Source organism: Phenylobacterium sp. (assembly GCF_004299445.1).
Lineage (GTDB): Bacteria > Pseudomonadota > Alphaproteobacteria > Caulobacterales > Caulobacteraceae > Phenylobacterium.
The window spans coordinates 23,749-47,049 of the sequence record NZ_SCTC01000009.1 but is presented as its reverse complement, the minus strand read 5'-3'; the positions used below and the strand labels follow the sequence as shown (position 1 = coordinate 47,049).

General features: G+C 67.9%; 16 protein-coding genes. 9 read left to right on the top strand and 7 right to left on the bottom strand.

Annotation, left to right across the window (positions count from 1 at the left end):
• Nucleotides 1-159: 159 nt before the first annotated feature.
• On the bottom strand, nucleotides 160-615 hold the full coding sequence (queF, locus tag EPN98_RS03485) for a preQ(1) synthase (protein WP_293360379.1): 456 nt from the start codon (nucleotides 613-615) through the stop codon (nucleotides 160-162).
• Between the two features lie 59 nt (nucleotides 616-674).
• Between queF and EPN98_RS03480 the strand changes: the two genes are divergently transcribed.
• The 3 genes from EPN98_RS03480 to EPN98_RS03470 all read left to right on the top strand — a co-directional run bounded on the left by EPN98_RS03480 (nucleotide 675) and on the right by EPN98_RS03470 (nucleotide 4,524).
• Nucleotides 675-1,475, top strand: coding sequence for an SDR family NAD(P)-dependent oxidoreductase (locus tag EPN98_RS03480; protein WP_293360376.1), 801 nt, complete (start codon nucleotides 675-677; stop codon nucleotides 1,473-1,475).
• Between the two features lie 183 nt (nucleotides 1,476-1,658).
• Nucleotides 1,659-2,354, top strand: coding sequence for a TorF family putative porin (locus EPN98_RS03475; RefSeq protein ID WP_293360373.1), 696 nt, complete (start codon nucleotides 1,659-1,661; stop codon nucleotides 2,352-2,354).
• 232 nt (nucleotides 2,355-2,586) lie between these two features.
• Complete coding sequence (locus tag EPN98_RS03470; RefSeq protein ID WP_293360371.1) at nucleotides 2,587-4,524, top strand: nucleoside-diphosphate sugar epimerase/dehydratase; 1,938 nt, start codon at nucleotides 2,587-2,589, stop codon at nucleotides 4,522-4,524.
• A 70-nt stretch (nucleotides 4,525-4,594) separates the two neighbouring features.
• Here EPN98_RS03470 and EPN98_RS03465 read toward each other — a convergent pair whose 3' ends face one another.
• Nucleotides 4,595-6,457 carry a phosphoenolpyruvate carboxykinase (GTP) gene (locus EPN98_RS03465; RefSeq protein WP_293360368.1) on the bottom strand — a complete coding sequence of 621 codons (1,863 nt, stop codon included), beginning with the start codon at nucleotides 6,455-6,457 and terminating at the stop codon, nucleotides 4,595-4,597.
• A 493-nt stretch (nucleotides 6,458-6,950) separates the two neighbouring features.
• On the opposite strand from EPN98_RS03465, the gene EPN98_RS03460 reads away from it, so the two are divergent.
• The 5 genes from EPN98_RS03460 to EPN98_RS03440 all read left to right on the top strand — a co-directional run bounded on the left by EPN98_RS03460 (nucleotide 6,951) and on the right by EPN98_RS03440 (nucleotide 13,009).
• Nucleotides 6,951-7,496: an RNA polymerase sigma factor gene (locus tag EPN98_RS03460; RefSeq protein ID WP_293360366.1), complete on the top strand. Its 546-nt coding sequence runs from the start codon at nucleotides 6,951-6,953 to the stop codon at nucleotides 7,494-7,496.
• A gap of 97 nt (nucleotides 7,497-7,593) precedes the next feature.
• Nucleotides 7,594-8,577, top strand: a complete 984-nt coding sequence (locus EPN98_RS03455) for a FecR domain-containing protein (protein WP_293360363.1) — start codon at nucleotides 7,594-7,596, stop codon at nucleotides 8,575-8,577.
• Between the two features lie 57 nt (nucleotides 8,578-8,634).
• Nucleotides 8,635-11,019 (top strand): TonB-dependent receptor, encoded by a 2,385-nt coding sequence (locus EPN98_RS03450; RefSeq protein ID WP_293360360.1) that lies wholly within the window; start codon nucleotides 8,635-8,637, stop codon nucleotides 11,017-11,019.
• A 130-nt stretch (nucleotides 11,020-11,149) separates the two neighbouring features.
• Nucleotides 11,150-11,932: a glycosyltransferase family 2 protein gene (locus EPN98_RS03445; RefSeq protein ID WP_293360357.1), complete on the top strand. Its 783-nt coding sequence runs from the start codon at nucleotides 11,150-11,152 to the stop codon at nucleotides 11,930-11,932.
• A 69-nt stretch (nucleotides 11,933-12,001) separates the two neighbouring features.
• Nucleotides 12,002-13,009 carry an NAD-dependent epimerase gene (locus EPN98_RS03440; protein WP_293360354.1) on the top strand — a complete coding sequence of 336 codons (1,008 nt, stop codon included), beginning with the start codon at nucleotides 12,002-12,004 and terminating at the stop codon, nucleotides 13,007-13,009.
• A gap of 302 nt (nucleotides 13,010-13,311) precedes the next feature.
• Here the strand turns inward: EPN98_RS03440 and EPN98_RS03435 are convergent, their stop codons facing one another.
• The 3 genes from EPN98_RS03435 to EPN98_RS03425 are packed head-to-tail and all read right to left on the bottom strand — an operon-like array spanning nucleotide 13,312 to nucleotide 16,709.
• Nucleotides 13,312-14,547, bottom strand: coding sequence for a Xaa-Pro peptidase family protein (locus EPN98_RS03435; RefSeq protein ID WP_293360352.1), 1,236 nt, complete (start codon nucleotides 14,545-14,547; stop codon nucleotides 13,312-13,314).
• A 54-nt stretch (nucleotides 14,548-14,601) separates the two neighbouring features.
• Nucleotides 14,602-15,078 (bottom strand): RidA family protein, encoded by a 477-nt coding sequence (locus EPN98_RS03430; protein WP_293360349.1) that lies wholly within the window; start codon nucleotides 15,076-15,078, stop codon nucleotides 14,602-14,604.
• Between the two features lie 26 nt (nucleotides 15,079-15,104).
• Nucleotides 15,105-16,709 carry an FAD-dependent oxidoreductase gene (locus tag EPN98_RS03425; protein WP_293360346.1) on the bottom strand — a complete coding sequence of 535 codons (1,605 nt, stop codon included), beginning with the start codon at nucleotides 16,707-16,709 and terminating at the stop codon, nucleotides 15,105-15,107.
• 396 nt (nucleotides 16,710-17,105) lie between these two features.
• Here EPN98_RS03425 and EPN98_RS03420 point away from each other — a divergent pair, with 396 nt between their 5' ends.
• On the top strand, nucleotides 17,106-19,619 hold the full coding sequence (locus tag EPN98_RS03420) for a TonB-dependent receptor (protein WP_293360343.1): 2,514 nt from the start codon (nucleotides 17,106-17,108) through the stop codon (nucleotides 19,617-19,619).
• Between the two features lie 241 nt (nucleotides 19,620-19,860).
• Here the strand turns inward: EPN98_RS03420 and EPN98_RS03415 are convergent, their stop codons facing one another.
• Both EPN98_RS03415 and EPN98_RS03410 read right to left on the bottom strand, forming a co-directional pair.
• Complete coding sequence (locus EPN98_RS03415) at nucleotides 19,861-21,150, bottom strand: nucleotide sugar dehydrogenase (RefSeq protein WP_293360340.1); 1,290 nt, start codon at nucleotides 21,148-21,150, stop codon at nucleotides 19,861-19,863.
• An 11-nt stretch (nucleotides 21,151-21,161) separates the two neighbouring features.
• Nucleotides 21,162-23,249 carry an AGE family epimerase/isomerase gene (locus EPN98_RS03410; protein ID WP_293360337.1) on the bottom strand — a complete coding sequence of 696 codons (2,088 nt, stop codon included), beginning with the start codon at nucleotides 23,247-23,249 and terminating at the stop codon, nucleotides 21,162-21,164.
• Nucleotides 23,250-23,301: the final 52 nt, after the last annotated feature.

Below are 23,301 nucleotides of genomic sequence, written 5' to 3'. Positions count from 1 at the left end.
ATTTCGCCTCTCGCGAGAGTAAGGCGCCTGCGAGTTGGACAGGATGCCCTATGCCGGTTTGCTGGACGACACGTCCTAAAGCTTCACCGTTTGCTTGCCATGGCGCAGTATTTCGGCCGTCACACAAGTGTATCCCGCTTGCAGCCTCGGCCGGCATGTTCAGCCGCGACCGCGGTACGGCGCGACGCCCTGGTCCGGCAACCAGAGGCCAGCGGGCGCCGGCCCGGTCTGCCAGAACACGTCGATCGGGATGCCGCCGCGCGGGTACCAGTAGCCGCCGATCCGCAGCCATGCCGGCGACAGTTCCGCCACCAGCCGCCGGCCGATCGCCACCGTGCAGTCCTCATGGAAGGCGCCGTGATTGCGGAAAGCGCCCAGGTACAGCTTCAGCGACTTCGACTCGACCAGCCAATCGGCCGGCGCATAGTCGATCACCATGTGGGCGAAGTCAGGCTGACCGGTCACCGGACAGAGCGACGTGAATTCTGGCGCGGTGAAGCGCACCAGATAGGTCGTGCCGGGGTGCGGATTGGGCACGCGTTCCAGAACCGCGGTCTCGGGACTGTCAAAGCCCCGCACGTCGCGGCCCAGCTGCGTGAGATGCGTCTCTTCCATGTCCTGGCGTTTAGCGGCTAGTACGCCTGCAAACAACGAAGCGAACGGGAGGACGCGCGATGGCTCAAGGCGACTATCAGGACTTCGTGGTGGTGGTGACGGGTTCGTCGACCGGCCTCGGCCGGGCCGTCGCGGTTGAGGTGGCCTCCCGCGGCGCCAGGGTCGTGGTCATCAACTATGCGCGCAACAAGGACGACGCCGAGGAGACGGCTCGCCTGTGCCAGGCCCACGGCGCCGAGACGGTCCTCGTCCAGGGCGACGTCGCCAACGACGATGACTGCCGCAGGATCGCCGCCGCCGCCGAGCCTTACGGTCGCATCGACGCGCTGTTCAACAATGCCGGCACGACGACCTTCAACAACCACGCGAACCTTGAGGGCGTCTCCGCCGACGATTTCCACAAGCTCTACGCCGTCAACGTGATCGGCCCGTATCAGATGGTTCGCGCCTGCCGGGCCCTGCTGGAGGCCGGCCCCCGTCCCGGCGCTGTCGTGATGACCGCCTCGATCGCCGGCGTCACCGGCATCGGCTCGTCGGTGCCCTATGCGGCCTCCAAGGGCGCGCTCAACACTATGACCCTCTCGCTGGCCCGCGCGCTCGCCCCGAAGATCCGAGTCAACTCGGTCTGCCCCGGGTTCATCGACACACCGTGGTTCGGCAAGGGTATGGGCGAAGCCGCCGCCGCGAAGGTCCGTGAGAATGCCGCGGCCGGGACTCCGCTTAAGGCGGCCTCGACGGCCGAAGACATCGCCGTGTCGGCGGTCTTCCTCGCCTCGCCCCATTCGCGCCACGTGACCGGCGAGACGCTGCTCGTCGACGCCGGCTCTCACCTGGGATTCGCGCCGCTTGTTGCACGCTAGGGTATCGGCGGAACGCTGATCTGCCCAATTATGGGGCGCCATGTCCGTGGCGCGCCCAATTCTTGGTCACCCCTCCCATGGCTCGGCTGTCATCGGCCCGTCGCGTTGATCTGCGGCCCCCGGAGACGACGATGGCGACGCCCACCGGCTCGACCGGTCGGACACTGAGAGGGGATACCAAAAATGAGAACGCTTAAACTCGCGCTGGCGGCCACGGCCGCTTCGCTCTGCTTCGCCGGCGCCGCCTATGCTCAGGACGACTCCGGTCCGTCCTTCTCGTTCAACATCGGCGCGAACACGGACTACGTCTTCCGCGGCATCAGCCAGACGGATGAAGACCCGTCGGTCTTCGGCGGCATCGACGCCACCATGGGCATCGGCTACGCCGGTGTCTGGGTCTCTAACGTCGATTTCAGCAATGGCACCGACGCCGAGTACGACCTGTACGCCGGCATCAAGCCGACCGCCGGGCCGGTCACCTTCGACCTGGGCGTGATCTACTACGGCTACGTCGACAGCCCGAAGGGTTCGAACCAAGACTACGTGGAAGCCAAGCTCGCCGCTTCGGTGCCGGCCGGTCCGGCCACCCTGGGCGCCGCGGTGTTCTACTCGCCCGAGTTCTTCGGCGACACCGGCGATGCCTGGTACTACGAGATCAACGCCGCGGTCACGATCCCGGATACCAAGGTCAGCGTCTCGGGCGCCCTCGGCCGCCAGGACATCGAGGTGGGCCCCGGCTACACTACGTGGAACGCCGGCCTCGGCTACGCCCTCACCGACAACATCAGCCTCGACCTGCGCTACTGGGACACCGCCAAGGACAAGTTCGGCGCCATCTCGGAAGGCCGTGTCGTCGGCGGCATCAAGTTCGTCTGGTAACACACCGACCGTTAGCCCTTCGGGGGCTAGGAAGGCCGCCGCGTCACCGCGGCGGCTTTTCCGTTTGCGCCGCCGGGCGTCAGTTCCTACTTTCCGGCGCTCGTTCAGCGCCCATTTCCGTTCTATTTCGGGCGCTTGGTCCGCGGAAAATGCCCGCCGGCCCCAAGTTTCGCTAGCGGCGTCGCGGTCGGCGCCTATGGTTAGGAATCGATACGTGAGTGGAGTGCGGCGCATGGAGCGGATGGCTGTCCGGGCCCAGACCGTCGTCTTCGACGCCCTCCTGGCCGCATTGGCGTTCGCCATCGCCTTCTTCGTCGCCCCCACTCAGCCTGAACTCGGGTTCGGCGAGGCGGGCGCGCTCAGCTTCTTCCAGTTCGCCGCCCTGTACGCCGCTATCGCCGCGGCCTTCTGCATCGCCTTCCGCAGCGAGCTCTCGCCCTGGCGTTATGTCTCGATCCCTGACGCTCTGGTCCTGGCGCGGATCGCCCTGCTCACCGTGGGCGTGTTCCTGTTGTTCGTCTTCGTCCTGGACCGCGCCGAGGGCCTGCCGCGCTCCACCCTGGTGATGGCGCCGCTGTTCCAGATGGTCATCTCGATGGGCGTTCGGATCCTGCGTCGCGCCCTGCACGAGCACGCGCTCGAGAGCTTCTCGCCGCTCAAGCCCATTGCGGACCGCCTGACCCAGGCCCCTCACCTCCTGCTGATCGGCCCGCCGTCTCTGGCCGATACCTATCTCCGCGACGCCGCCCGCAATCCCGACCGGATGTACAACGCCGTCGGCATCATCGGCACCGACCGTCGCGATGTCGGCGCTCAGGTGCGCGGCGTCTGCATCCTCGAGGCCATCGACCGCCTGGACGAGGCCCTGGCCGACCTGCGTCGCTGGAACCGCTATCCGCGCGCCATCCTGTTCCTGGAGGAGCCCGGCAAGCTGAAGGGCCTCACCGCCGACCAGCTGGGCCGCCTCAAGAACGACGGCATCCGCCTGCTGCGCCTGCCCTCGATCGTCGAGCTTTCGCAGCACGACGGCCTGACCCTCCTGCCGATGCGCGACATCAACATCGAGGAGTTACTGGCGCGCGAACCCATCGAACTCGACCGCATGGCCGTGAGCCACCTGCTGGCCGGCAAGCGCGTTCTGATCACAGGCGCCGGCGGATCGATCGGCTCGGAACTGTGCCGCCAGGTCGCCAACTTCGGGTGCGCGCACCTCACCGTCCTCGACTTCTCCGAGACGGCGCTGTTCGAGATCGAACGCGAGATGCGGGAGACCTTCCCGCACATGCCGGTCAAGGCCGTGCTGTGTGACGTGCGTCACGCCGCCCGGACGGTCGCCATCTTCCAGGAAGAGCGCCCCGACCTGGTTTTCCACGCCGCGGCCCTGAAGCACGTCTCTATGGTCGAGCGCCATCCCCGCGAGGGCCTGCTGACCAACGTCGTCGGCACCTGGAACGTCACCGAGGCCGCCAAGGCCGCCGGCGCGGGGCAGATGGTGCTGATCTCCACGGATAAGGCCGTCGATCCCACAAACGTCATGGGCGCCACCAAGCGCCTCGCCGAGGCGGTGATCCACGCTCAGCAGGCCACCAGCAATAGCGACACCCGCTTCTCGGCCGTGCGGTTCGGAAACGTGCTGGGGTCGTCGGGCTCGGTGGTGCCGATCTTCAAGTCGCAGATCGAGCGTGGCGGGCCCGTCACGGTCACCCACCCCGAGATGACCCGCTTCTTCATGACCATCCCCGAGGCGGCCCAGTTGGTGCTCCACGCCACGGCGGCCTGCCATGAGGACGATCGCCACGACTCGCGGCTGTTCCTGCTGGAGATGGGCGAACCGGTCAGCATCCTGGAGCTCGCCCGCCAGATGATCGCGCTTAGCGGTCGCCGCGACATCGAGATCGAGATCACCGGTCTTCGCCCCGGCGAAAAGTTGACTGAGGCCCTGCTGGACGAGACCGAAACCTCGCTGCCGGCGGCGCCCAAGGTCCTGGAAGTGATTTCCAACTCGGCCGTGCGGGTTACGCCCGGCCACCTGGAAGACCTCGCCCGCATCGCCCGCGACGGCCCGTCCGAGGACGTCCGCCGCGCCCTGTTCGAGCTTGTCGCCCAGGTCCGCGGCGAGAAGCCGGCCGGCCAGCCCAGCCTCCGCGTGATCGCAGGAACCGGCAGCTAGGCCCCGCCGAAACGACAAAGGCCGCGGGCGAACCCGCGGCCTTCTCGATTTCGGGACCGGAAGGGGTGGCTTACTCGGCCGCCACGATCCGCTCGCCCTCGGCGTCATTGGCCGCTGTCTGCAGGCGGGCGACCAGGGCCTCATACTCGTCCCAGAGCGCCTTGGGGGTGGCTTCGCCAAAGCGTTCGTAGAACTCGGGGATCAGGGCCGCTTCCTTGGCCCAGATCGCCGGATCGACGCTGAGCAGCAGATTCAGCTGGGTGTCCGTGAGGCTCAGGCCCGACAGGTCCAGGCTGGCCTTGGTCGGCACCCGGCCGATGGGCGTGTCGACGGCATCGGCCTTGCCGTCCAGGCGCTCAGCGATCCACTTCAGCACGCGGCTGTTCTCGCCGTAGCCCGGCCACACGAACTTGCCGCGCTCGTCCTTGCGGAACCAGTTCACGAAGTAGATCTGCGGCAGCTTCGAGGCGTCGTGGGTCTCGCCCATCTTCAGCCAGTGGCCGAAGTAGTCGCCCATGTTGTAGCCGCAGAAGGGCAACATCGCGAACGGGTCACGGCGCAGCTCGCCAATGGCGTTCTCGGCCGCGGCGGTGCCTTCCGAGGCGACGTTCGAGGCCATGAACACACCGTGCTGCCAGTCATTGGCTTCGGTCACCAGCGGCACCGCCGAGGCGCGGCGACCACCGAACAGAATGGCCGAGATCGGCACGCCCGCCGGATCCTCCCACTCCGGCGCGGCCACCGGGCATTGCGAGGCCGGGACCGTGAAGCGCGCGTTCGGATGCGCGGCCGGCTCGGCGCTGTCGGGGGTCCAGTCGCGGCCCTTCCAGTCGATCAGGTGCGCCGGCGGTTCTTCGGTCAGGCCTTCCCACCAGACGTCGCCATCATCGGTCAGGGCCACGTTGGTGAAGATCGAATTGCCCCAGAGCGCGTCGACCGCGTTCTTGTTGGTCACCTCGCCGGTGCCCGGGGCGACGCCGAAGAAGCCCGCTTCCGGGTTGATCGCGTAAAGGCGGCCGTCGTCGCCGAAACGCATCCAGCAGATATCATCGCCGATCGTCTCGGCCTTCCAGCCGGGCAGCGTGGGCTGCAGCATCGCCATGTTGGTCTTGCCACAGGCGCTGGGGAACGCGGCGGCGATGTACTTGGCCGCGCCTTCCGGAGACGTCAGCTTCAGGATCAGCATGTGCTCGGCGAACCAGCCCTCGTCGCGGGCCATGACCGAGGCGATGCGCAGCGCAAAGCACTTCTTGCCCAGCAGAGCGTTGCCGCCGTAGCCCGAGCCGTACGACCAGATCTCGCGGCTCTCGGGGAAGTGGACGATGTACTTGATCTCGTTGCACGGCCAGGCGACGTCCTTGACGCCGTCCACCAGCGGCATGCCCACCGTATGGACCGCCGGCACGAAAAAGCCGTCCTCGCCCAGCATGTCCAGGGCGCCCTTGCCCATGCGGGTCATGATCTTCATCGACACGGCCACGTAGGCGCTGTCGGTGATCTCGACGCCGATCTGGCTGATCTTCGAGCCCAGGGGGCCCATGCAGAACGGCACCACATACATGGTGCGGCCGCGCATCACGCCCTTGAAGAGGTCCTTCAGGTCGGCGCGCATCTCGTTCGGGTCGAGCCAGTTGTTGGTTGGGCCGGCGTCTTCGGCCTTTTCCGAGCAGATGAACGTGCGGCTTTCGACGCGCGCCACGTCACGCGGATCGGACGCCGCATAGAAGGAGTTCGGACGCTTCGCCGGGTTCAGGGGTTTCAGGGTGCCGCCGGCCACCAGTTCGCCCGTCAGGCGGGTCCACTCTTCTTCGGACCCATCGCACCAGACCACCCGGTCGGGTTGCGTCATCTCCGCGATCTCACGCACCCACTGTACGAGCTTGGCGTGTTTGGTCGGCGCGGGTTCGAGTCCCGGCACGGTCTTAAGGCTCATGAAAGACGACTCCTCGAACCCCATTTTGGCACAACAGGCTGGCCCGCCCGCTCTCTTGCCGAGAGCAAACGTCATACTGACTGATTGTTGGTCTGCATACCGCAGGCCAACTCTCCGCCGGTCGACTCGACGTGATCGGCCGAATTCGCCTGTGGAAATAGCGGCGTGACCCAGCGGCGCCCCACCGCCGGAGGCGCTGTCGGTTCGTCTTCCGCGAATCAGGGCCCGAAGAAGGGGACGTGCGGGCCGCTCCCCCGCGACCCGCACGCCTGAACGACACGCCCCAGGGCCGGCGCCGCGCGCCGCAATCCTCGTGTCGTCGTCATCAAGACGCCGCCGATCCCGCTCACCCCCCACCCCGCGACGCGGCGCGCCGTTGGCGGCGGGCGCGGAATGGGGCATGTCTGGGGCTGGACCTTCAGCCGCCGCGCCACGGACCTATGGATCAACCGCGCCCCATGCCGTCGCTCAGCCCCTCCGGGCGGCTGTGGTCATGAGCATCGTGGCTGACTTCAGCGCCAAGCGCCCCACCGATCCGCTGCTGGAGATCTACCTCGAGCGCCGGACGAATCTGGTCCGCTTCTTCGCCGTGCGCACTGGGTCCATCACCGTGGCCGAGGACCTGGCCCAGGAGCTCTACGTCAAGCTCGCCACCCGCGACCCTTCGGTGACCGCCGAGAACCCGGTCGCCCTGATCTACCGGATCGCCACGAACGTCATGCTGGATCGCGCCCGTGGCGACGCCCGCTCGGTGGCCCGCGAGACCGCCTGGCGCGTGATAGCCCACGACACGATCGGCGGCGACGACGTGGCCGACCAGGCGCCCGCCGACGACGTGGCCGCCTCTCGCCAACGCCTGCGCCAGCTGGTTGAAGCGGTCGCCGAGCTGCCGCCGCAGATGCAGCGCGCCTTCCGATTGCACAAGCTGGAGGGCCGCAGTCACGCGGACACCGCCCGCGTCATGGGGATCTCGGTAAAGTCGGTGGAGAAGCACATATCCGCGGCCTTGAAGGCCCTGACCGCGAGGCTGGGCCGTTGATCTACCAGAAATTGTATCGAGCAAGGTGGGGGCGAGCGCCGTCGGTGACGTCTTACGAGGCAACGGGGCCCGCGTCGCGGGGTTGGCGGAAGGGCTGATGGTCCAGGCTTGGCGAAATGGCGACGATGCGCGGCGTGAAGACGCCGCCGCATGGGTCGTGCGTCTCGAAGCCGGCGATCTGACCGACGCCGAGGCCGTGGCCTTCGATGGCTGGCTCTCAGCCGGGCCGGAGAATGCGCTCGCCTTCGACGCGGCCATGTCGGTCTCCCAGGCGTACGCCGCCGCCGGAGATGCGGTCACACTAGAGCTTGGCGCACGACGCTCGCCGCCGCCGGCCTACGGTCGTCGCGCCGTGATGGGTGTCGGCGCGATGGCCGCCGCCGCTGCGCTCGCCGTCGTCATCGCTCCGCAGCTCGTGACGGCCGACACTCAGACTTACGTCACCGCCAAGGGTGAGCGGCGCACCGTGCAGCTGGCGGACGGCTCGACCATCGACCTGAATGGCGGCACCCGACTCTCCGTCACCCTCGACCGCGACATGCGCAGGGTAAGCCTCGACCAGGGCCAGGCTGTGTTCGACGTGGCCCATGCGCCCGACCGGCCGTTCACGATCGCGGTCGGAGACCGCACGGTTCGGGTTGTTGGCACCCAGTTCGACGTCCGCCGCCTCGAAGGCAAGCTGTCGGTCACCGTCGCACGCGGCGCCGTCGAGGTGCGACCTGCCGCGGGCGCTGCAGGCCGCGCCTACCGCCTGCACCCGGGTCAGCGCCTGGACCATCAGGAAGGCGCAACGATCGCCCAGATCGCCCCGGCGACGGCCGAAGAGGTCCTGGGCTGGCGTCAGGGCCGCATGGTCTATCGCGAACAGCCGCTGAGCGAGGTCGTCGCCGATCTCAACCAGCAGTTTGCGACGCCGATCCGCATCGAAGACGCCGCTCTGGCCCGCACACCCATCTCCGGCGTGCTGATCATCGACGATCAGGCGTCCGTAATCCAACGCCTGGCCTTGCTGGTTCCCATAAGAGCGGTACGTTCCGACGCGGGCGTGGTTCTGCGGCGCGATGTTGCGTCCGACCGCTGACAAGGGCGTGGAACAATACCGAGGCGAAGTCTGCCTCTATCGGCGTTACTGGGCGGCGTGGCCCTCGCTTGCGGAGCGGGGCGCGTTGAGGCCGCCGACGCGCGCTATCGCTTCACCATACCGCCACGGTCCTACGCCGACGCCCTGATCGACCTCGGGCTGCAGGCCAACGTCTCGGTCCTGGGCACCGCAAGCTGCGGGACGGGAGGCCGGGCCGCCCTCACCGGCCGCTACACCCTGGAGCAGGCGCTGGAGCAACTGCTGGAGGGCGCGCCGTGCCGCTACCGGATTGTCGACGCCCGCACGGTGCGCATTTCGCCGGCCGCGCCGCCGCCCCAGGCCCTGCCCCAGCGAGATCCCAGCCGCCCGCCCTCCATCGTGGCCGAGGTGGTCGTCACCGCCACGAAGCGTCCCGTGGCCCTGGAACGGCTGCCCGCGGGCGTCAGCGCGATTTCGCGCGATCAGATCAGCGCCACCCGCGCCAACGACGTCGGCCAGACCGTCGGCCAGCTGGCCGGCGTGCTGACCACCAATCTGGGGCCCGGCCGCGACAAACTCCTGATCCGGGGCCTGTCGGACGGCGCCTTCACCGGCCGCACCCGCTCGACCGTCGGCACCTACCTCGACGACGCCCCGGTCAACTACAACGCGCCCGACCCCGATCTTCGCCTCGTCGATATCGACCGCATCGAGGTGGTCCGGGGGCCCCAGGGCGCACTCTACGGCTCGGGCGCGGTCGCGGGCGTGTATCGCATCGTCACCACCAAGCCCGACCTGAAAGACTTCGAGTTCGGCGGCTCCGCCACCATCGCCCACACCGAAGGCGGCGAGGAGAGCCACGAGCTGGACGGTTACCTGAGCATCCCCCTGATCAAGGATCATGTCGGGTTGCGTCTGGTGGCCTACGAGGAGGTCCAGGGCGGCTACCTCGACGATGTGAACCTGCGGGTGCCCAACGTGGATCAGACGCGCCGCGACGGCGGGCGTATCGCCCTGCGCGTCCGGTTCAACGACAGCTGGCGACTGGACGCCCATGCCGCGACCCAGCACCTGCGCTCGGACGACACCCAGTACGTCACCTCGGCCATGAGCACGCCGGGCGCCCCAACCGCGCGCCGCAGCGAGATCCGCGAAACTCACAACAACGACTTCTCCTACGCCGGCGTTACGGCTCACGGCGAATTCGCCTGGGGCAGCGTCACCTCGTCGAGCAACTATGTGCACCACGTCTTCTCGAGCCAGTTCGACGCGACCGCGGGCCTGCGCGCACTGACACCGGCTTCGCTGGGCGCTCTCGGCGCCTATGTGGAGACGACGCGGGCCAACATCCTGGCCCAGGATCTCGTGGTTCGCTCTTCGGGCGATGGACGGTTCAGCTGGCTGGCCGGTGTCAATGCCGCGCGCACCGTCGAGCGGGCGCCCTCGCGGCTGGACGCTCTGACCTCTGTCGGATCGGGCGTGGGCGTCGCCGCCGCCTATACCGAGGACCGCAAGGATCGCCTGAGCGAGTATGCGCTCTACGGCGAGGCCACCTACGATCTGGGGGGCGGCTGGAGTGCGACGGCCGGCGGACGGCTGTTCGCGACGAACGTGCACACGACCGCCGTGGTGGTCGCCCTGCTCGGACCTCGCGCCTTTGATCGCAAGGACAGCTTCGACGGCTTCTCGCCGAAACTGTCGGTTCAGCGTGAATTCGACAATGGGGACCTGGTCTACGGCCTCATCAGCGAGGGATACCGACCCGGCGGCTTCAACTCGTCGGGGTTCTTCCCGATCCGGGCCGAACGCGCCGTGTTCGCGCCCGATCGCCTGCGGAACTTCGAGACCGGTGTGAAATTGCGACGAATGGAGGGCCGCCTAGCCGTCCGCGCGGCCGCCTATTACAGCGACTGGTCCAATGTGCAGACCGACCAGTACCGGGCCTCTGGCCTGCCCTTCACGGCAAACGTCGGCGACGCCCGCATCCTGGGGCTGGAGGGGGAACTCAGCTACGAGTGGTCGTGGGGTTTGACCGTGGCGGTCAACGGCCTCGTGTCGAATTCGTCCGTTCGCAACCCAAATCCTGACTTCGCGAACCGGGTCTCGGACGATCTGCCGGGCGTGCCCGACACCTCGGGCGGCATCTTGGCCGTTTACGAACGGGCGCTGAACGATCGGTTCTCGCTGCGGCTCGTCGGCGAGGCCAGCTACGTGGGCCGCTCGCGCATCAGTTTCGACGCCGCCTCGGCCGCCCGCACCGACAACTACCTGCGCTCCAAGCTGGCGGCCGAGATCTCCACCGACCATTGGCGGATCACGGCCTTCGTCTCGAACCCCTTCGACTACGACGCCGACACCTTTGCCTACGGTAACCCGTTCAGCTTCAGCGGCAACAACGGCGTCCGGCAGGCCACGCCGCAGCGGCCACGCACGTTCGGCGTGCGACTCGGCGCCACTTTCTGAACAAAATCCTAAAGCCGCGCTTGGGGGGCGGAACGCGCGGGCGGCGTCTTATCCAGTGATGGGTTCGGGGACGGGGTCCGCAGTGGTCAAACTATCGGCATTGGTTTGCGTGCAGAACCAGGACACGCAGTTGTCCGACTGCCTTCGCAAGCTGTCGTTTTGCGATGAGGTCGTGGTGGTCGCCGACCGCTGCACCGATCGCTCGCAGGAGATTGCACGCCGCAACGGCTGCGTCGTGATCGACGGCATCTTCCCCCTGGAAAGCCAGCGGAAGGCGGCGGGCGCCGCGGCCTGCACCGGCGACTGGATCCTGGAGATCGAGCCCGACGAACTGGTCGACGCTCACCTGGCCTGGGAGATTCGCGCAGTCCTGCAGATGCGCCAGGACGGCGACCACTACGACCTGCCCATCGACAACTACGTGGGCGAAACCCTGGTCCGTGACGGTTGGGCCGGTCAGCTCAGCGCGCGCCGCGAGATCCGCCTCTACAAGCGCGGCCTGAAGAGCTGGCAGGCTCGCCGCCTCAACGCCCCCTCTATCCTGGCGGGCCGCTCGGGCGGCGCGCTGAAGGGCGCGGTCCGCCGCATCCTGGGCCGTGACACCGGCGGGCTGGTCGAGCGCCTGAATCGCCTCGCCGCCATCGCCGCCGAGGATATCGCCGACCGCAAACGCCAGCCCTGGGCCATTCAGAGCCTGGCCGCGGGCGCGGGCGTGTTCCTGATGGGCTTCGTCCTGCGGGGCGGCTGGCGCGAAGGTCGCATGGGCCTGCTGGTCGCGACCCTGTCGGCGACCTTCCCATTGCTGGCCCAGGTGCGGGCGCGCGACGTGATCGAGGCCCGCAAGGCCGCGGTCGCCGCCGAAGCCGCCACCCGCGTGTCGCGGCTGCGCGACCTGCGCTACGGAACGCGCTGACCTTAAGGCCCTTGCAACCCGGACGCCGCTAGGCCCACCTCTGCGCACCCGCAGCTCTGAGGCGACGTCTTGGCGATTCTGGTCACCGGCTCGGCCGGCTTCATCGGCTTCCACCTCAGCCGCAGGCTCCTGGAGCGTGGCGATGAGGTCGTGGGCGTCGACAGCCTCAATTCCTACTACGACCCCAGGCTGAAGGCCGCGCGGCTCACGATCCTGCAGGGCTACCCCGGCTACCGCCACCTGCAGCTCGACCTGGCCGACCGCGAGCGCATGCCCGCCGTCTTCGCCGAGACGAAGCCCAGTCACGTGGTCAACCTCGCCGCCCAGGCGGGGGTGCGTTACAGCCTCGAAAATCCCGACACCTACGTCGACTCCAACGTCGTGGGCTTCCTCAACGTCCTGGAAGGCTGCCGCGCCTATCCCCCCCGGCACCTGCTCTATGCCTCCACCAGCTCGATCTACGGCAACCACGCCAACATGCCGTTCAGCGTCCACGACGCGGCCACCCACCCGATCACGCTCTACGCCGCCACCAAGGCGGCCAACGAGAGCATGGCCCACGCCTACGCCCATCTTTTCGGCATCCCGGCCACGGGCTTCCGCTTCTTTACCGTCTACGGACCTTGGGGCCGGCCCGACATGGCCCTGTTCAAGTTCACCGACGCCATCCTCAAGGGCCAGCCGATCGACGTGTACGGCCAGGGCAGGATGCAGCGCGACTTCACCTACGTGGACGACATCGTCGACGGCCTGGTCGCAGCCCTGGACCGCCCGCCTGAGACCAATTCCGGCTGGGACGCGAAGAACCCGGACCCGGCCACCAGCGCAGCTCCGTGGCGCGTGCTCAACCTCGGCGCCGGACGCCGCGAGGAACTGATGCGCTACATCGAGGTGCTGGAGCAAAAGCTTCAGAAGAAGGCGCAGATCAACTTCCTGCCGATGCAGCCAGGCGACGTCACCGCCACCGAGGCCGACACCGCCGAGACCCGCGCTGTCCTCGACTACGCCCCCTCCACGTCGATCGAGACCGGCGTCGCGCACTTCGTCGAGTGGTACCGGGAGTACTACAGGGTCTGAGCATGGACTTCTCGGATCCGGCGCAAGTGCGGCGTTCTTTGCGGTCCACAACGAAATGCCGCGCGAGGGCCCCGGCGACCGGGCCTCGGTGCACGGTTACGACCTTGTTGGCGACTTCGTGCTGACTGACGCAGCCTGGTGGACACACTACTACGGCCCGCTGGCTGAGCGCCTGGAGGTCGCCGGCACCCGCATGGCCGGCGATCCGATCGCCCACGCCGTCCTTGCCGAGATCCGTGAGGGGATGGACGTCCGCCGCACTGTCCGGAAACGTACGGCTACCTTTTCCTGGTGCTGCGCGCCTAGACCGGCTTCTCGAGCGACGCCGACGGCTGCGAGAACCACTTCGGCCCCTGCTCCGTCATGTGGAAGCAGTCCTCCAGGCGCACGCCGAACTCTCCGGGAATGTAGATGCCGGGCTCGTCCGAGAAACACATGCCGGGGGCCAGCTTGGTGGTCTCGCCGCGGACCAGGTTCACCGGCTCGTGGCCATCCATGCCGATGCCATGGCCTGTGCGATGCGACAGGCCCGGCAGCTTGTAGTCGGGCCCGTAGCCAAGGCCGACGTAGTAGTTCCGCGCCGCGTCGTCGACGCTCCCGGCGGACACGCCCAGCCTCGCCGCCTCGAAGGCGATCTCCTGCCCCCGCTTTACCTCGTTCCACACCTTCCGCTGTCTGACCGTCGCCTCGCCGAACACGAAGGTGCGTGAGATGTCCGACTGATAGCCGCGGAATGTGCAGCCGCAATCCATCAGCACCACCTCGCCCGGCTTCACCACCTGCGGCTTGCCCGAGCCGTGCGGATAGGCCGACGCTTCGCCCAGGAGGACCAGCGCGAACTCGGGCTCGCCGCCGAGCGCCGCCGTGGCGCGGTTCATGATCGCCCCGATGTCGCGCGGGGTCATGCCGGCCTCGATCTTCGGGATCGTGTGGCGATAGGCGGCCATCGTGATGTCGCTGGCCCGCTGCATCAGCGCGATCTCGGGCGCGGTCTTGATCATCCGGCAGCCGCGGACCACCGGGGCCCCGTTCTTCAGGACGGCGCTCGGCAGGTTCTTTTTCAGGCCATCGACGATGAAATAGCGGTTGGTCTCCTCGATCCCCACGACCGCCGAGCCCAGCTTCCTCTCCTTCAGCCAGCCCGCGACCAGCGCCGTCGGGTCTTCGTGCTCCTGCCAGGTGCGGACCTGGGCCGCGATGCCCAGGCTCTCACGCACCGACGGCTCTTCGAAGAAGGGGGTGACGATGCACACCTCTCCGTCGGCCGGGATCAGGGCGCAGGTCAGCCGCTCGCTGCGGCTCCAGCGCACGCCGGTGAAGTAGATCAGGCTCGAGCCCGGCTCGACCAGCAGGGCGCCGAAGCCGAGCTCGCGCATCAGCTTCTGGGCCTTGGCGATCCGCGCCGCCCGCTCCTCGCGTCCGATGGGCGCAGGGGGATTCGGCAGGGGCGAGAGCTCCTGCGTCCAGCCGAACCCCGGCGCGGCGGCCGCGCCCACGAAACCCGCGGCGCCCAGCGCCAGCAACTTGCGACGATCCATGCATCGCAAGCTCGCGCGACTCCGGGCGAGGCTCAAGCCAACGGTTGTGGCCAGTTAGGGCTTCTTGGCCGCCTGGACCTCGATCTCGACCATCATGCCGGGGCGGACGAGGCCGGCCACCTGCGAGGTGATCCGCGCGGGCTTCTTCTTCAGGCTGCCATAGACGGCGTTGTAGCCCTCCATCATCCCGGCGAAGTCCATGCCGCCACCCTTGGTGGGGTCGCCCACCAGCAGCACACGCATCATGACCACGTCTTCCCAGCCATAGCCCTGGGCCGTGAGGATCGCGCCGATCCGCTTCAGCACGCTGTCGGTCTGGGTCTTGGTGTCGCCGAACGAGCGATCCGCGGGCGCGCCCGGCACCGCCTCGGGGGTGATGCCGCTGACGTAGAGCATCTCCGACCCGGCCGGCACCTTCACGGCCGAGGAGATGAAGCCGTTGCTGGGATTGATGTGGGTGTTCTCGGCGCTGGCCGAGCCGGCGGCGAACGCAAAGGCGACCAGGGCGGCCGGGAGCAGCAGGTTACGCATTCGATTATCCCCTCGATGAAATCGTCTCAGGCCGCCGGCCGCGCACCGCGGCGTTCCGCCACCGACTGTGACACGCGCGACGCGATCTGGCCTAGGGTACGATGCGCCGAGAGCACGGCGCCTTCCTGCCAGCCGGGCATCTGCGACAGGTGGGCGCCTGAGAAATAGACCCGTCCGTGCGGCTCGTTGAGCAATCTGTAGGCAGGCTGGTCCAGATGGCCCTCCTGGCCGCCCTGCCCTTCCCACGCGGGCCAGGGCCCCAGGTTGAACGGGATCTTGCTCCAGTTCACGACGGCGGGACTGGTCAGTTCGCCCTCATGCCCGGGATGCAGGCGCCCCACCACGCTGCGGGCGATCGCGACCTGTTCCTCCAACGGCCGCGCCGCAAAGCCCTTGGCGTTCGGTCCCGAGCCGTAACAGGCCAGCAGCATGCCGCGCGCCGTGTGCAGGTCGTTCGACGGGTACCAGACCAGGCTCGTATCCCCGCCTACGAACGAGATGCCGCCGTAGATCTGCTGCTTCTCCCAGAAGCGCGGCGCGTCGAAGCCGATCTTGTTGGAGTAGTCGTAAGGCACGGACGCGATCGCCCTCTTCACCGGCTTGTCGAAGTTGGTGTCGACCTTGGCGAGGATGTTCAGCGGGATCGTGACGATGGCGAAGTCGGCGCGGGTCGCCTGGCTGGCCCCCGTAGCCCGGTCGCGCCAGGCCACCTCGACTCCCGCCGCCCCCTGGCGGATCTGCAGGACCTCGGCGTTGAGGATCAGCGGGCTCTTGATCGCGCGCTGGAAGCCGGCCGCGATCCGGTCCATGCCGCCCGTCGGCTGGAACATGGTCGCCTGCATGTAGAGCTGGTCCTCGAACAGCGTGGCGCGCAGTTGGTCGTTGGCCAGCAGCTCCTTCAGCGGCAGGGGATCGCGGCCCTTCCCGAACTGGTCGGCCGCCCCCGGCAGCTGCGCGAAGCCGGAGCGTTCGGTGCCCCTGAACGCCATGTTCTCGTCCAGGTCGCCGTAGGCGCGCAGGAACGGCAGCAGTCGCTCACGGTCCTCCGCTGTCAGGTCGTGGTCCAGCGCCCCTTTGTTCAGCGCCTTGGCCAACAGCTCGGAGATATAGCCGCGGGTGTCGTTCACCCCCTGGCGCATCTGGATCGGCCGTCCGCCGTTTGAGCCCGCCGACCAGAAATAGGCGCTGCGGCTGGAGTTGATCTCCACTTCCAGCGGGACGCCCAGTCGATCGCAATAGCCCAGCAGGCCGGTGTGATGGCTCGGAATGCGGGCCGGGCCGGCGTTCATGTAGAGACGATCCGAGAAAGCCACCGTCTGCGTGGCCTCGCCCACCATCTCGACCTTATCGCCCGAACGGAGCGTCCAGTTGCGGCCGCCTACCCGAGCCCGCGCCTCCAGCACGGTGACGTTGAAACCCGAGCGCTCCAGTTCGTAGGCCGCCGTCAGTCCGGCGATGCCGGCGCCCAGGACCACCACGCTCTTGCCGGCGCCCAGGTTGGCCGGCATCGCCAGCGGCCCCGCCCTGGCCGGAACCGCCATCAGGCCCAGGCTGACCATTGCGGAATAAGTTGCGGCATAGCCTCCGGTCATCCCGATGCGCTGGAGGAACCCGCGACGACTAAGACCCATGACCCGCTCCGAACACTGACGCCCCCGCCATGCGGCGGACGCATTCAGTCGGATGAGGGTTGGGCGGCGTGACAAGCGGGCCCGCCACGATCGTCGCCAAGTCGCGGACCCTGCGGCCGGAAGCGGCGCCCGCTGCGCAACAATTCAACAATTGACATCAGTGTCGAATTGACAATCCTGAGAATTCGCAGGACGCGAGAATTTCTCAACTCCACGCAACACAGTATCCATGCCTCGATTTCGATCTCGTTGGCCCCAGATATGATCAATTGGAAAGCACGAGACCGCCCGATCACTTGGATGTGTTGACACCTCACATGAGGCGGCGCGCTCCTGACTGAGTTCTCGGGGGGAGACGTCGCGAAGGGCCCAACATCGGAAAACGAGGGGTCCATCTTGAACAAGAAGTTTCTGGGCGCGAGCGCGCTCATCCTGAGCATCGCCATGGCGGGCGGCGCGCAGGCGGCGGACGGCGATGCGGCAGCGGACTCGGGCGAGCTGGAGGGCATCATCGTCACCGGCACCCGCACGACTGGGCTGCGCGCGGTGGACAGCCCGGCGCCCATCACGGTTCTGGATTCAACGGCCCTGTCCCGTGTCGGCCAGACCGACCTGATCCAGGCCATCGCCCAGAACGTGCCCTCGTTCAACGCCCAGGCGTTCGGCGGAGACACGGCGAACCTCACCCTTTCGGCCAAGCTGCGGGGCCTGTCGCCCAACCACGCCCTGGTGCTGATCAACGGCAAGCGACGTCACGGCACGGCCAACCTCGCGGTCCTGGGCGGCCCGTTCCAGGGCGGCGCGGCCGCGGACCTGAACTTCATCAGCCTGGGCGCGGTCAGCCATATCGAAGTGCTGCAGGAAGGCGCGGCGGCGCAGTACGGCTCTGACGCCATCGCCGGCGTCATCAACATCATCCTGAAGGACGATCCCGAGGGTGGCGGCGCAACGGCCAGTGCAGGCAAGTACATGTCGGGCGGCGGCGAGACGGCCGACCTGACCCTCAACGTGGGCTTCGCGCCGTTCGAGAACTCTTACCTGAACCTGAGCTACCAGACGCGCTACCACGACTACAGCTTCCGGGGCGACGTCGATCCGCGGGTGACGAACACGCCGTTCAACATCACCTCGACGTCGCGGCTGTCACGCTATCCCCAACTCGTGAACCACCCCGACTTCCCGTACATGAACCGGATCGCCGGCGACGCCGAATACCGGCTGAACATCGGCAGCTACAACTTTGGCATCACCCTCGGCGAGGTCGAGGTCTACAGCTTCGGCACCTATGGCGACAAATACGCCTCGGGCTACCAGAACTACCGTGTGCCCAGCCTGATCATCGGACGCGACGGCTCGATCCCGCGTCCGTTCGGCTTCAGCCCGCGCGAAGTGATCAACGAGACGGACTACGCCGCCACTTTCGGCCTCAAGACCAAGACCGAGGATGGCTGGAACGTCGACATCGCCACGACCTACGGCAAGGACAACGTCTCGGTCTACGTGAAGGACTCGTTCAACCGGTCGCTCTACATCGACACGTCCACGGCCACGACTCCGGGCTTCTCGCCGACCGACTTCTACAACGGAGCCTTCATCTTCAGTCAGTGGACCAGCCAGATCGACGTCTCGAAAGAGTACGACGTGGGCATGGCCGCCCCCATGAACGTCGCGTTCGGGGCCGAGTACCGGCGGGAAGAGTATGAGATCAAGCCCGGCGACCCGGCCTCGCGCTACAAGGAAGGCTCGCAGTCGTATCCGGGCTTCCAGTTCACCGACGCCGGCAAGCACGACCGCCGCAGCTACGCCGTCTACGGCAACGTGGCGCTGTCGCCGTCCGAACCGTTGAAACTGGACCTGGCGGCCCGCTACGAGCACTTCAGCGACTTCGGGGACACCTTCATCGTCAAGGGGACCGGCCGCTACGACTTCAATGAGATGATCGCGATCCGGGGCACGGCCAGCACCGGCTTCCGGGCGCCGACGCTGGCTGAAAGCTACTACTCGGCCACCAACGTCTCGCCGACTTCGGCGTTCGTGCAGCTGCCGCCCAATTCGGCCGCCGCGGCGCTGGTGGGGGTCAACGGGCTGGATCCCGAAAAGTCGCGCAACTTCAGCGTCGGCTTCGTCGCGCATCCCGGCTACGGCATCACCGCCACGCTCGACATCTACCAGATCAACATCAAGGACCGGATCGTGGGCTCGGGCTCGCTGTTCGGCTCGGGCGGCGACATCAACATCCCGGCGGTGCGGGCGGCGATCATCGCCAACGGCAACGTGCTGGACCCCACGGTGACCCAGACCGGCATCAACATCTTCACCAACGGCCTCAACACCCGCACCCGCGGCGCCGAGCTGGTGGTGACGACGATGACCGACCTGGCCGACATGGGCTCGATCCAATGGTCGCTGACCGGCAACCTGACAGACACCAAGGTCACCAAGATCGCGAAGCCGCCCGCCCAACTGGCCGGCGCCTCGCTGTTCGACCTGACCGCGATCGGCAACCTCGAGACGACGTCGCCCGACTACCGCTTCGTGCTGGGCGCCCTTTGGACCTGGGACAAGCTCTCGGTGAACCTGAAGGAGACCCTGTACGGACCCGCCTCGCGGTACGACAGCCGCACCGGCTGCCCGCTGACCACCGGCACGACCCTGCCGACGTGCTTCAAGAACAAGATCGACGCCACGTTCATCACCGACCTGGAGATCAGCTACCGCGTTCTCGAGCCGGTGAAGATCACGATCGGCGCCAACAACCTGTTCAACAAGTATCCCGACAAGCTGAACCCGCTGTATCGCGACACCTTCCTGAGGGGGAACGCCAACGGATTTGTCACCCAGTACCCGACGTTCTCGTCCTTCGGGATCAACGGGGGCTACTACTACGGCAAGATCGCCTACACGTTCTGATCAGCCGCATCGAAACGGCGAAGGCCGCGGGGTTCGCCCCCGCGGCCTTTTCGCTTGCGCGGAGCCCAAAAAGAAAGCCGCGCCTTCGGGCGCGGCCAAGTCAAAGGGAGGAAACGCCCCGAAGGGCAAGACCTGTATGGCCCGCCCCGCCCGGCGGCTCCAGTGACGGTTTTGCGAAACCTCGGCGCGGACGTCGGGCGCCCTCAAATTAGGCGATACGCCGCAAATCCAGGCAATCCACCTAGAGCCGCAGGTCAGACGCGCCCTTCGGCAGGGCCGACTTCACGTCGAACACGACCGCACCGGGCTTGCCGAACCCTCGGATCGCTTCTGGCCCCAGCGCCTGGAACTCTCGGTGCGCGACCGCCAGCACGACACCGTCATAGGCGCCTGCGGCCGGGGCGGTGATCAGGGACAGGCCGTACTCGTGCTCGGCCTCGGAGGCGGGGATCCAGGGATCCCAGACGTCCACGGCCGCGCCGTAGTCCTCGAGCTCGCGCAGGATGTCGATCACGCGGGTGTTGCGCAGGTCAGGCGTGTTCTCCTTGAACGCGAGGCCCATCACCAGCACGCGGGCGCCCTTCACCAACACGCCGCGACGGATCATTTCCTTGACCAGCTCGCGCGCGACGTAGCCGCCCATGCCGTCATTGATCCGCCGACCCGCGAGGATCACCTCGGGCCGATACCCCACGGACTCGGCCTTGTGGGTCAGGTAGTAGGGGTCGACGCCGATGCAGTGACCGCCGACCAGACCCGGCCGGAAGTTGAGGAAGTTCCACTTTGTCGCCGCCGCGGCCAGCACCTCTTCGGTGTCGACGCCCAACCGGCGGAATATCAGCGCGAACTCATTGATCAGGGCGATATTCAGGTCGCGCTGGGTGTTCTCAATCACCTTGGCGGCCTCAGCCACCTTGATCGAGCTCGCCCGGTGCGTCCCGGCGCGCACGACCGAGGCGTAGAGGGCATCGACAAAGTCGGCCGCCTCAGGCGTCGAGCCCGCCGTCACCTTGACGATGTCGGCCAGCCGGTGGTTCGCATCGCCCGGGTTCGCCCGCTCGGGGCTGTAGCCGGCAAAGAAGTCGCGATTGAACGTCAGGCCCGAGACCTGCGCCACCACCGGCACGCAGTCATCCTCGGTGGCGCCCGGATAGACGGTGGACTCGTAGATCACTACGCCGCCACGCCCGATCGCGGCCCCCACCGATCGGCTGGCGGCCATCAGCGCCGACAGGTCGGGCCGCTTGTGATCGTCGATCGGCGTGGGGACAGTGACGACGAAGACGTTGCAGCCGTTGAGCGCCGCCGGATCGTCGCTGAACGACAGCCGACCCGCCGCCCGCAGCGCCTCGGCCGAGACTTCCAGCGTCCGGTCTTCGCCACGCGACAGCTCCGCCACCCGCGCGGCGCTGAGATCGAAGCCGACCACATCGTGCTGGGCGGCGAACGCCACGGCGAGAGGCAGGCCGACATAGCCAAGGCCGATCACCGCGATCTTCGCGGGCGTCTGTGTGAAAGGGTTCTGCACCATTCGCCGGGCCTCTAGCACGGTTCGCCCGCGAACCGCGTCAGTTCGCGGATCGCCAGATAGAGGTGATACAGCGACGTGGCCGGGGCGGGCTGGTCGATGAACCCGCCATGCGCCGCCATGCGCTCGCGCCACACGCCGCGCACCGGGGTATCCAGGAACATCGCCACCGCGTTGGCGGCCTCCAGCGCCGCGGCCTCGTCGCCAAGGACCAGAGCCGCCTTCAGGTGTTCGGTCTGCGGCCACAGTCGCGCCGCCGGATCCCGAATGGCCAGGTCGGGATGCAGGGCGTTGACCACGACGCCCAATCCACGGTCGACGCCGCGACGCCCCACCTCAAACAGCCGTCGCGCCGCACCCATCCGGCGCGCGGTGGGTCGCTGGGCCAACAGCCAGGCCCACTCGAACTGATGCCCAGGCTCAATCAGTCCCCCGTCACCCGTCAGCGGTCGCCAGTCGGCATCGAAGAACTCGTTCAGAGCGCCCGAGGCCGGATCGATGAATCGGGTGAGCGCCAGCTCGGTCAGTTCGTCCGCCAGCGCGCTCCAGACCGCGCCGCCGTCGGCGCGCTCCCAGGCGATGGCCGCTTCCAGCAGATGCATGTGAGCATTAGCCTGAAAGGGGTTCTCGCCGGCCTCCCGATAGCCGCCTTGGGGATGCCGGAAGGCGTCGAGGGCCGCCAGAACAGCCGCGGCGTCCCGGCCGCGCGCCAGCGCCGCCAGGGCCAGCAGAACAAACGCGTGCTCGTACAGATGCGGTTCGGGGGCGGTGCGCGCACCCATGATGTCCAGCGTCGTCGCAAACAGGTGGTCGGGGCGCCCCGCATGAGCGGCGAACCAGTCGAAACCGCGCCGGGCGATGGCGGCCCACGGCCCCGGCAATCCGTCAGCCGCGGCGCTCGCAAAGACAAAGGCTTGCCGCGCCTGCACCCGCGCGCGGCGGCGGGGGTCGAACGGCTGCCCCATCAAGGTCAGGCCTTCGCGGAATCCGCCCGTGCTGTCGTCCGTCCCTACCGTGCCCCACAACGGCAGCGCCGCCGTACGAAGCCACGCGTCCAGCTCTTCGGCCGCCTGGTCGAGGGTCGTGAAGCGCCCGCCGGCTGCGCCCGGGTCACGGACTGCCTGGGCATGGTCCAGGTCGGCCACGAGAACAGCGTCCCGCTCCGCCACCACCGTCAGCCGCGTAGCGCCGACCACGGCCACGCGCATGCCAGGCGCGGCGCGGACCAGGACCTGGCTCGAGCCCGGCGCCGTGGCCGCCCCCTGCAACACATTGCCCGCCTCGTCAGGCGCCCCCGTCGCCATCACCGCATCCCAGGCGCCCAGGTCCGACCAGACGAAATCAGCGGGCAGGACGGCTCCGCGATCCGTTCGCTCCATCACGGCGCGGTCAAAGGCGATCTTCGGCGCGAGGGCGAACGCGGGCCCCAGCCAGATCGCGTCGTCGCGTTGGACCGCCTCCGCCAGCGCCGCGGCGACGGCGTTCGTCACGTCCGGGGCCCAGCGTTGCAGTTCGCCCGACAGCGTCGCGACGCGCGCAACGAACGTCCCGCTGTTCCAGAGCGCGCCGGCCGCGATCAGACCCAGCGCGACCTCGGCGGTCGGCTTCTCCTCAAACGCCCGGATGGGCTTCACCGGGCCCGCCCCTTCGCCCGGCCGGATGTAGCCCAGAGCCTCGGAGGCCGACGTGGGCCGCAGCCCGATCGTCACGATCGCGCCGCCCTCGGCTGCCGCCAGCGTCTCTCGCACCGCCGAGCCAAACGCTTCTGCATCGGGAATGTGATGGTCGGCCGCCAGGATCGCGGCCACCGCCCCGGGGGCTCGCGCAGCGACCCATCCAGCAGCCGCGGCGACAGCTGCGGCGGTGTTCCGGCCCACCGGCTCCAGGAGCACGGTCGCGGCGACGCTGATCTCCGCGAGCTGATCCGCGATCAGATCCGCGTGGGCCGCCCCGCCAACCACGACAAGCGGGCCCAGCGGCGACGCCCGCAGCGCTGCGGCCTGGAAAAGCGACCGGTCGCCGGTCAGACGCAGGAATGGCTTCGGACGGTCGGCGCGAGACGCCGGCCACAGGCGCTCGCCGGCGCCGCCGCAAAGGATCACCGGATAGACGGGCGCTGGGATCGAACAGCCTCCGCGCGCCCCGACGGCGCGA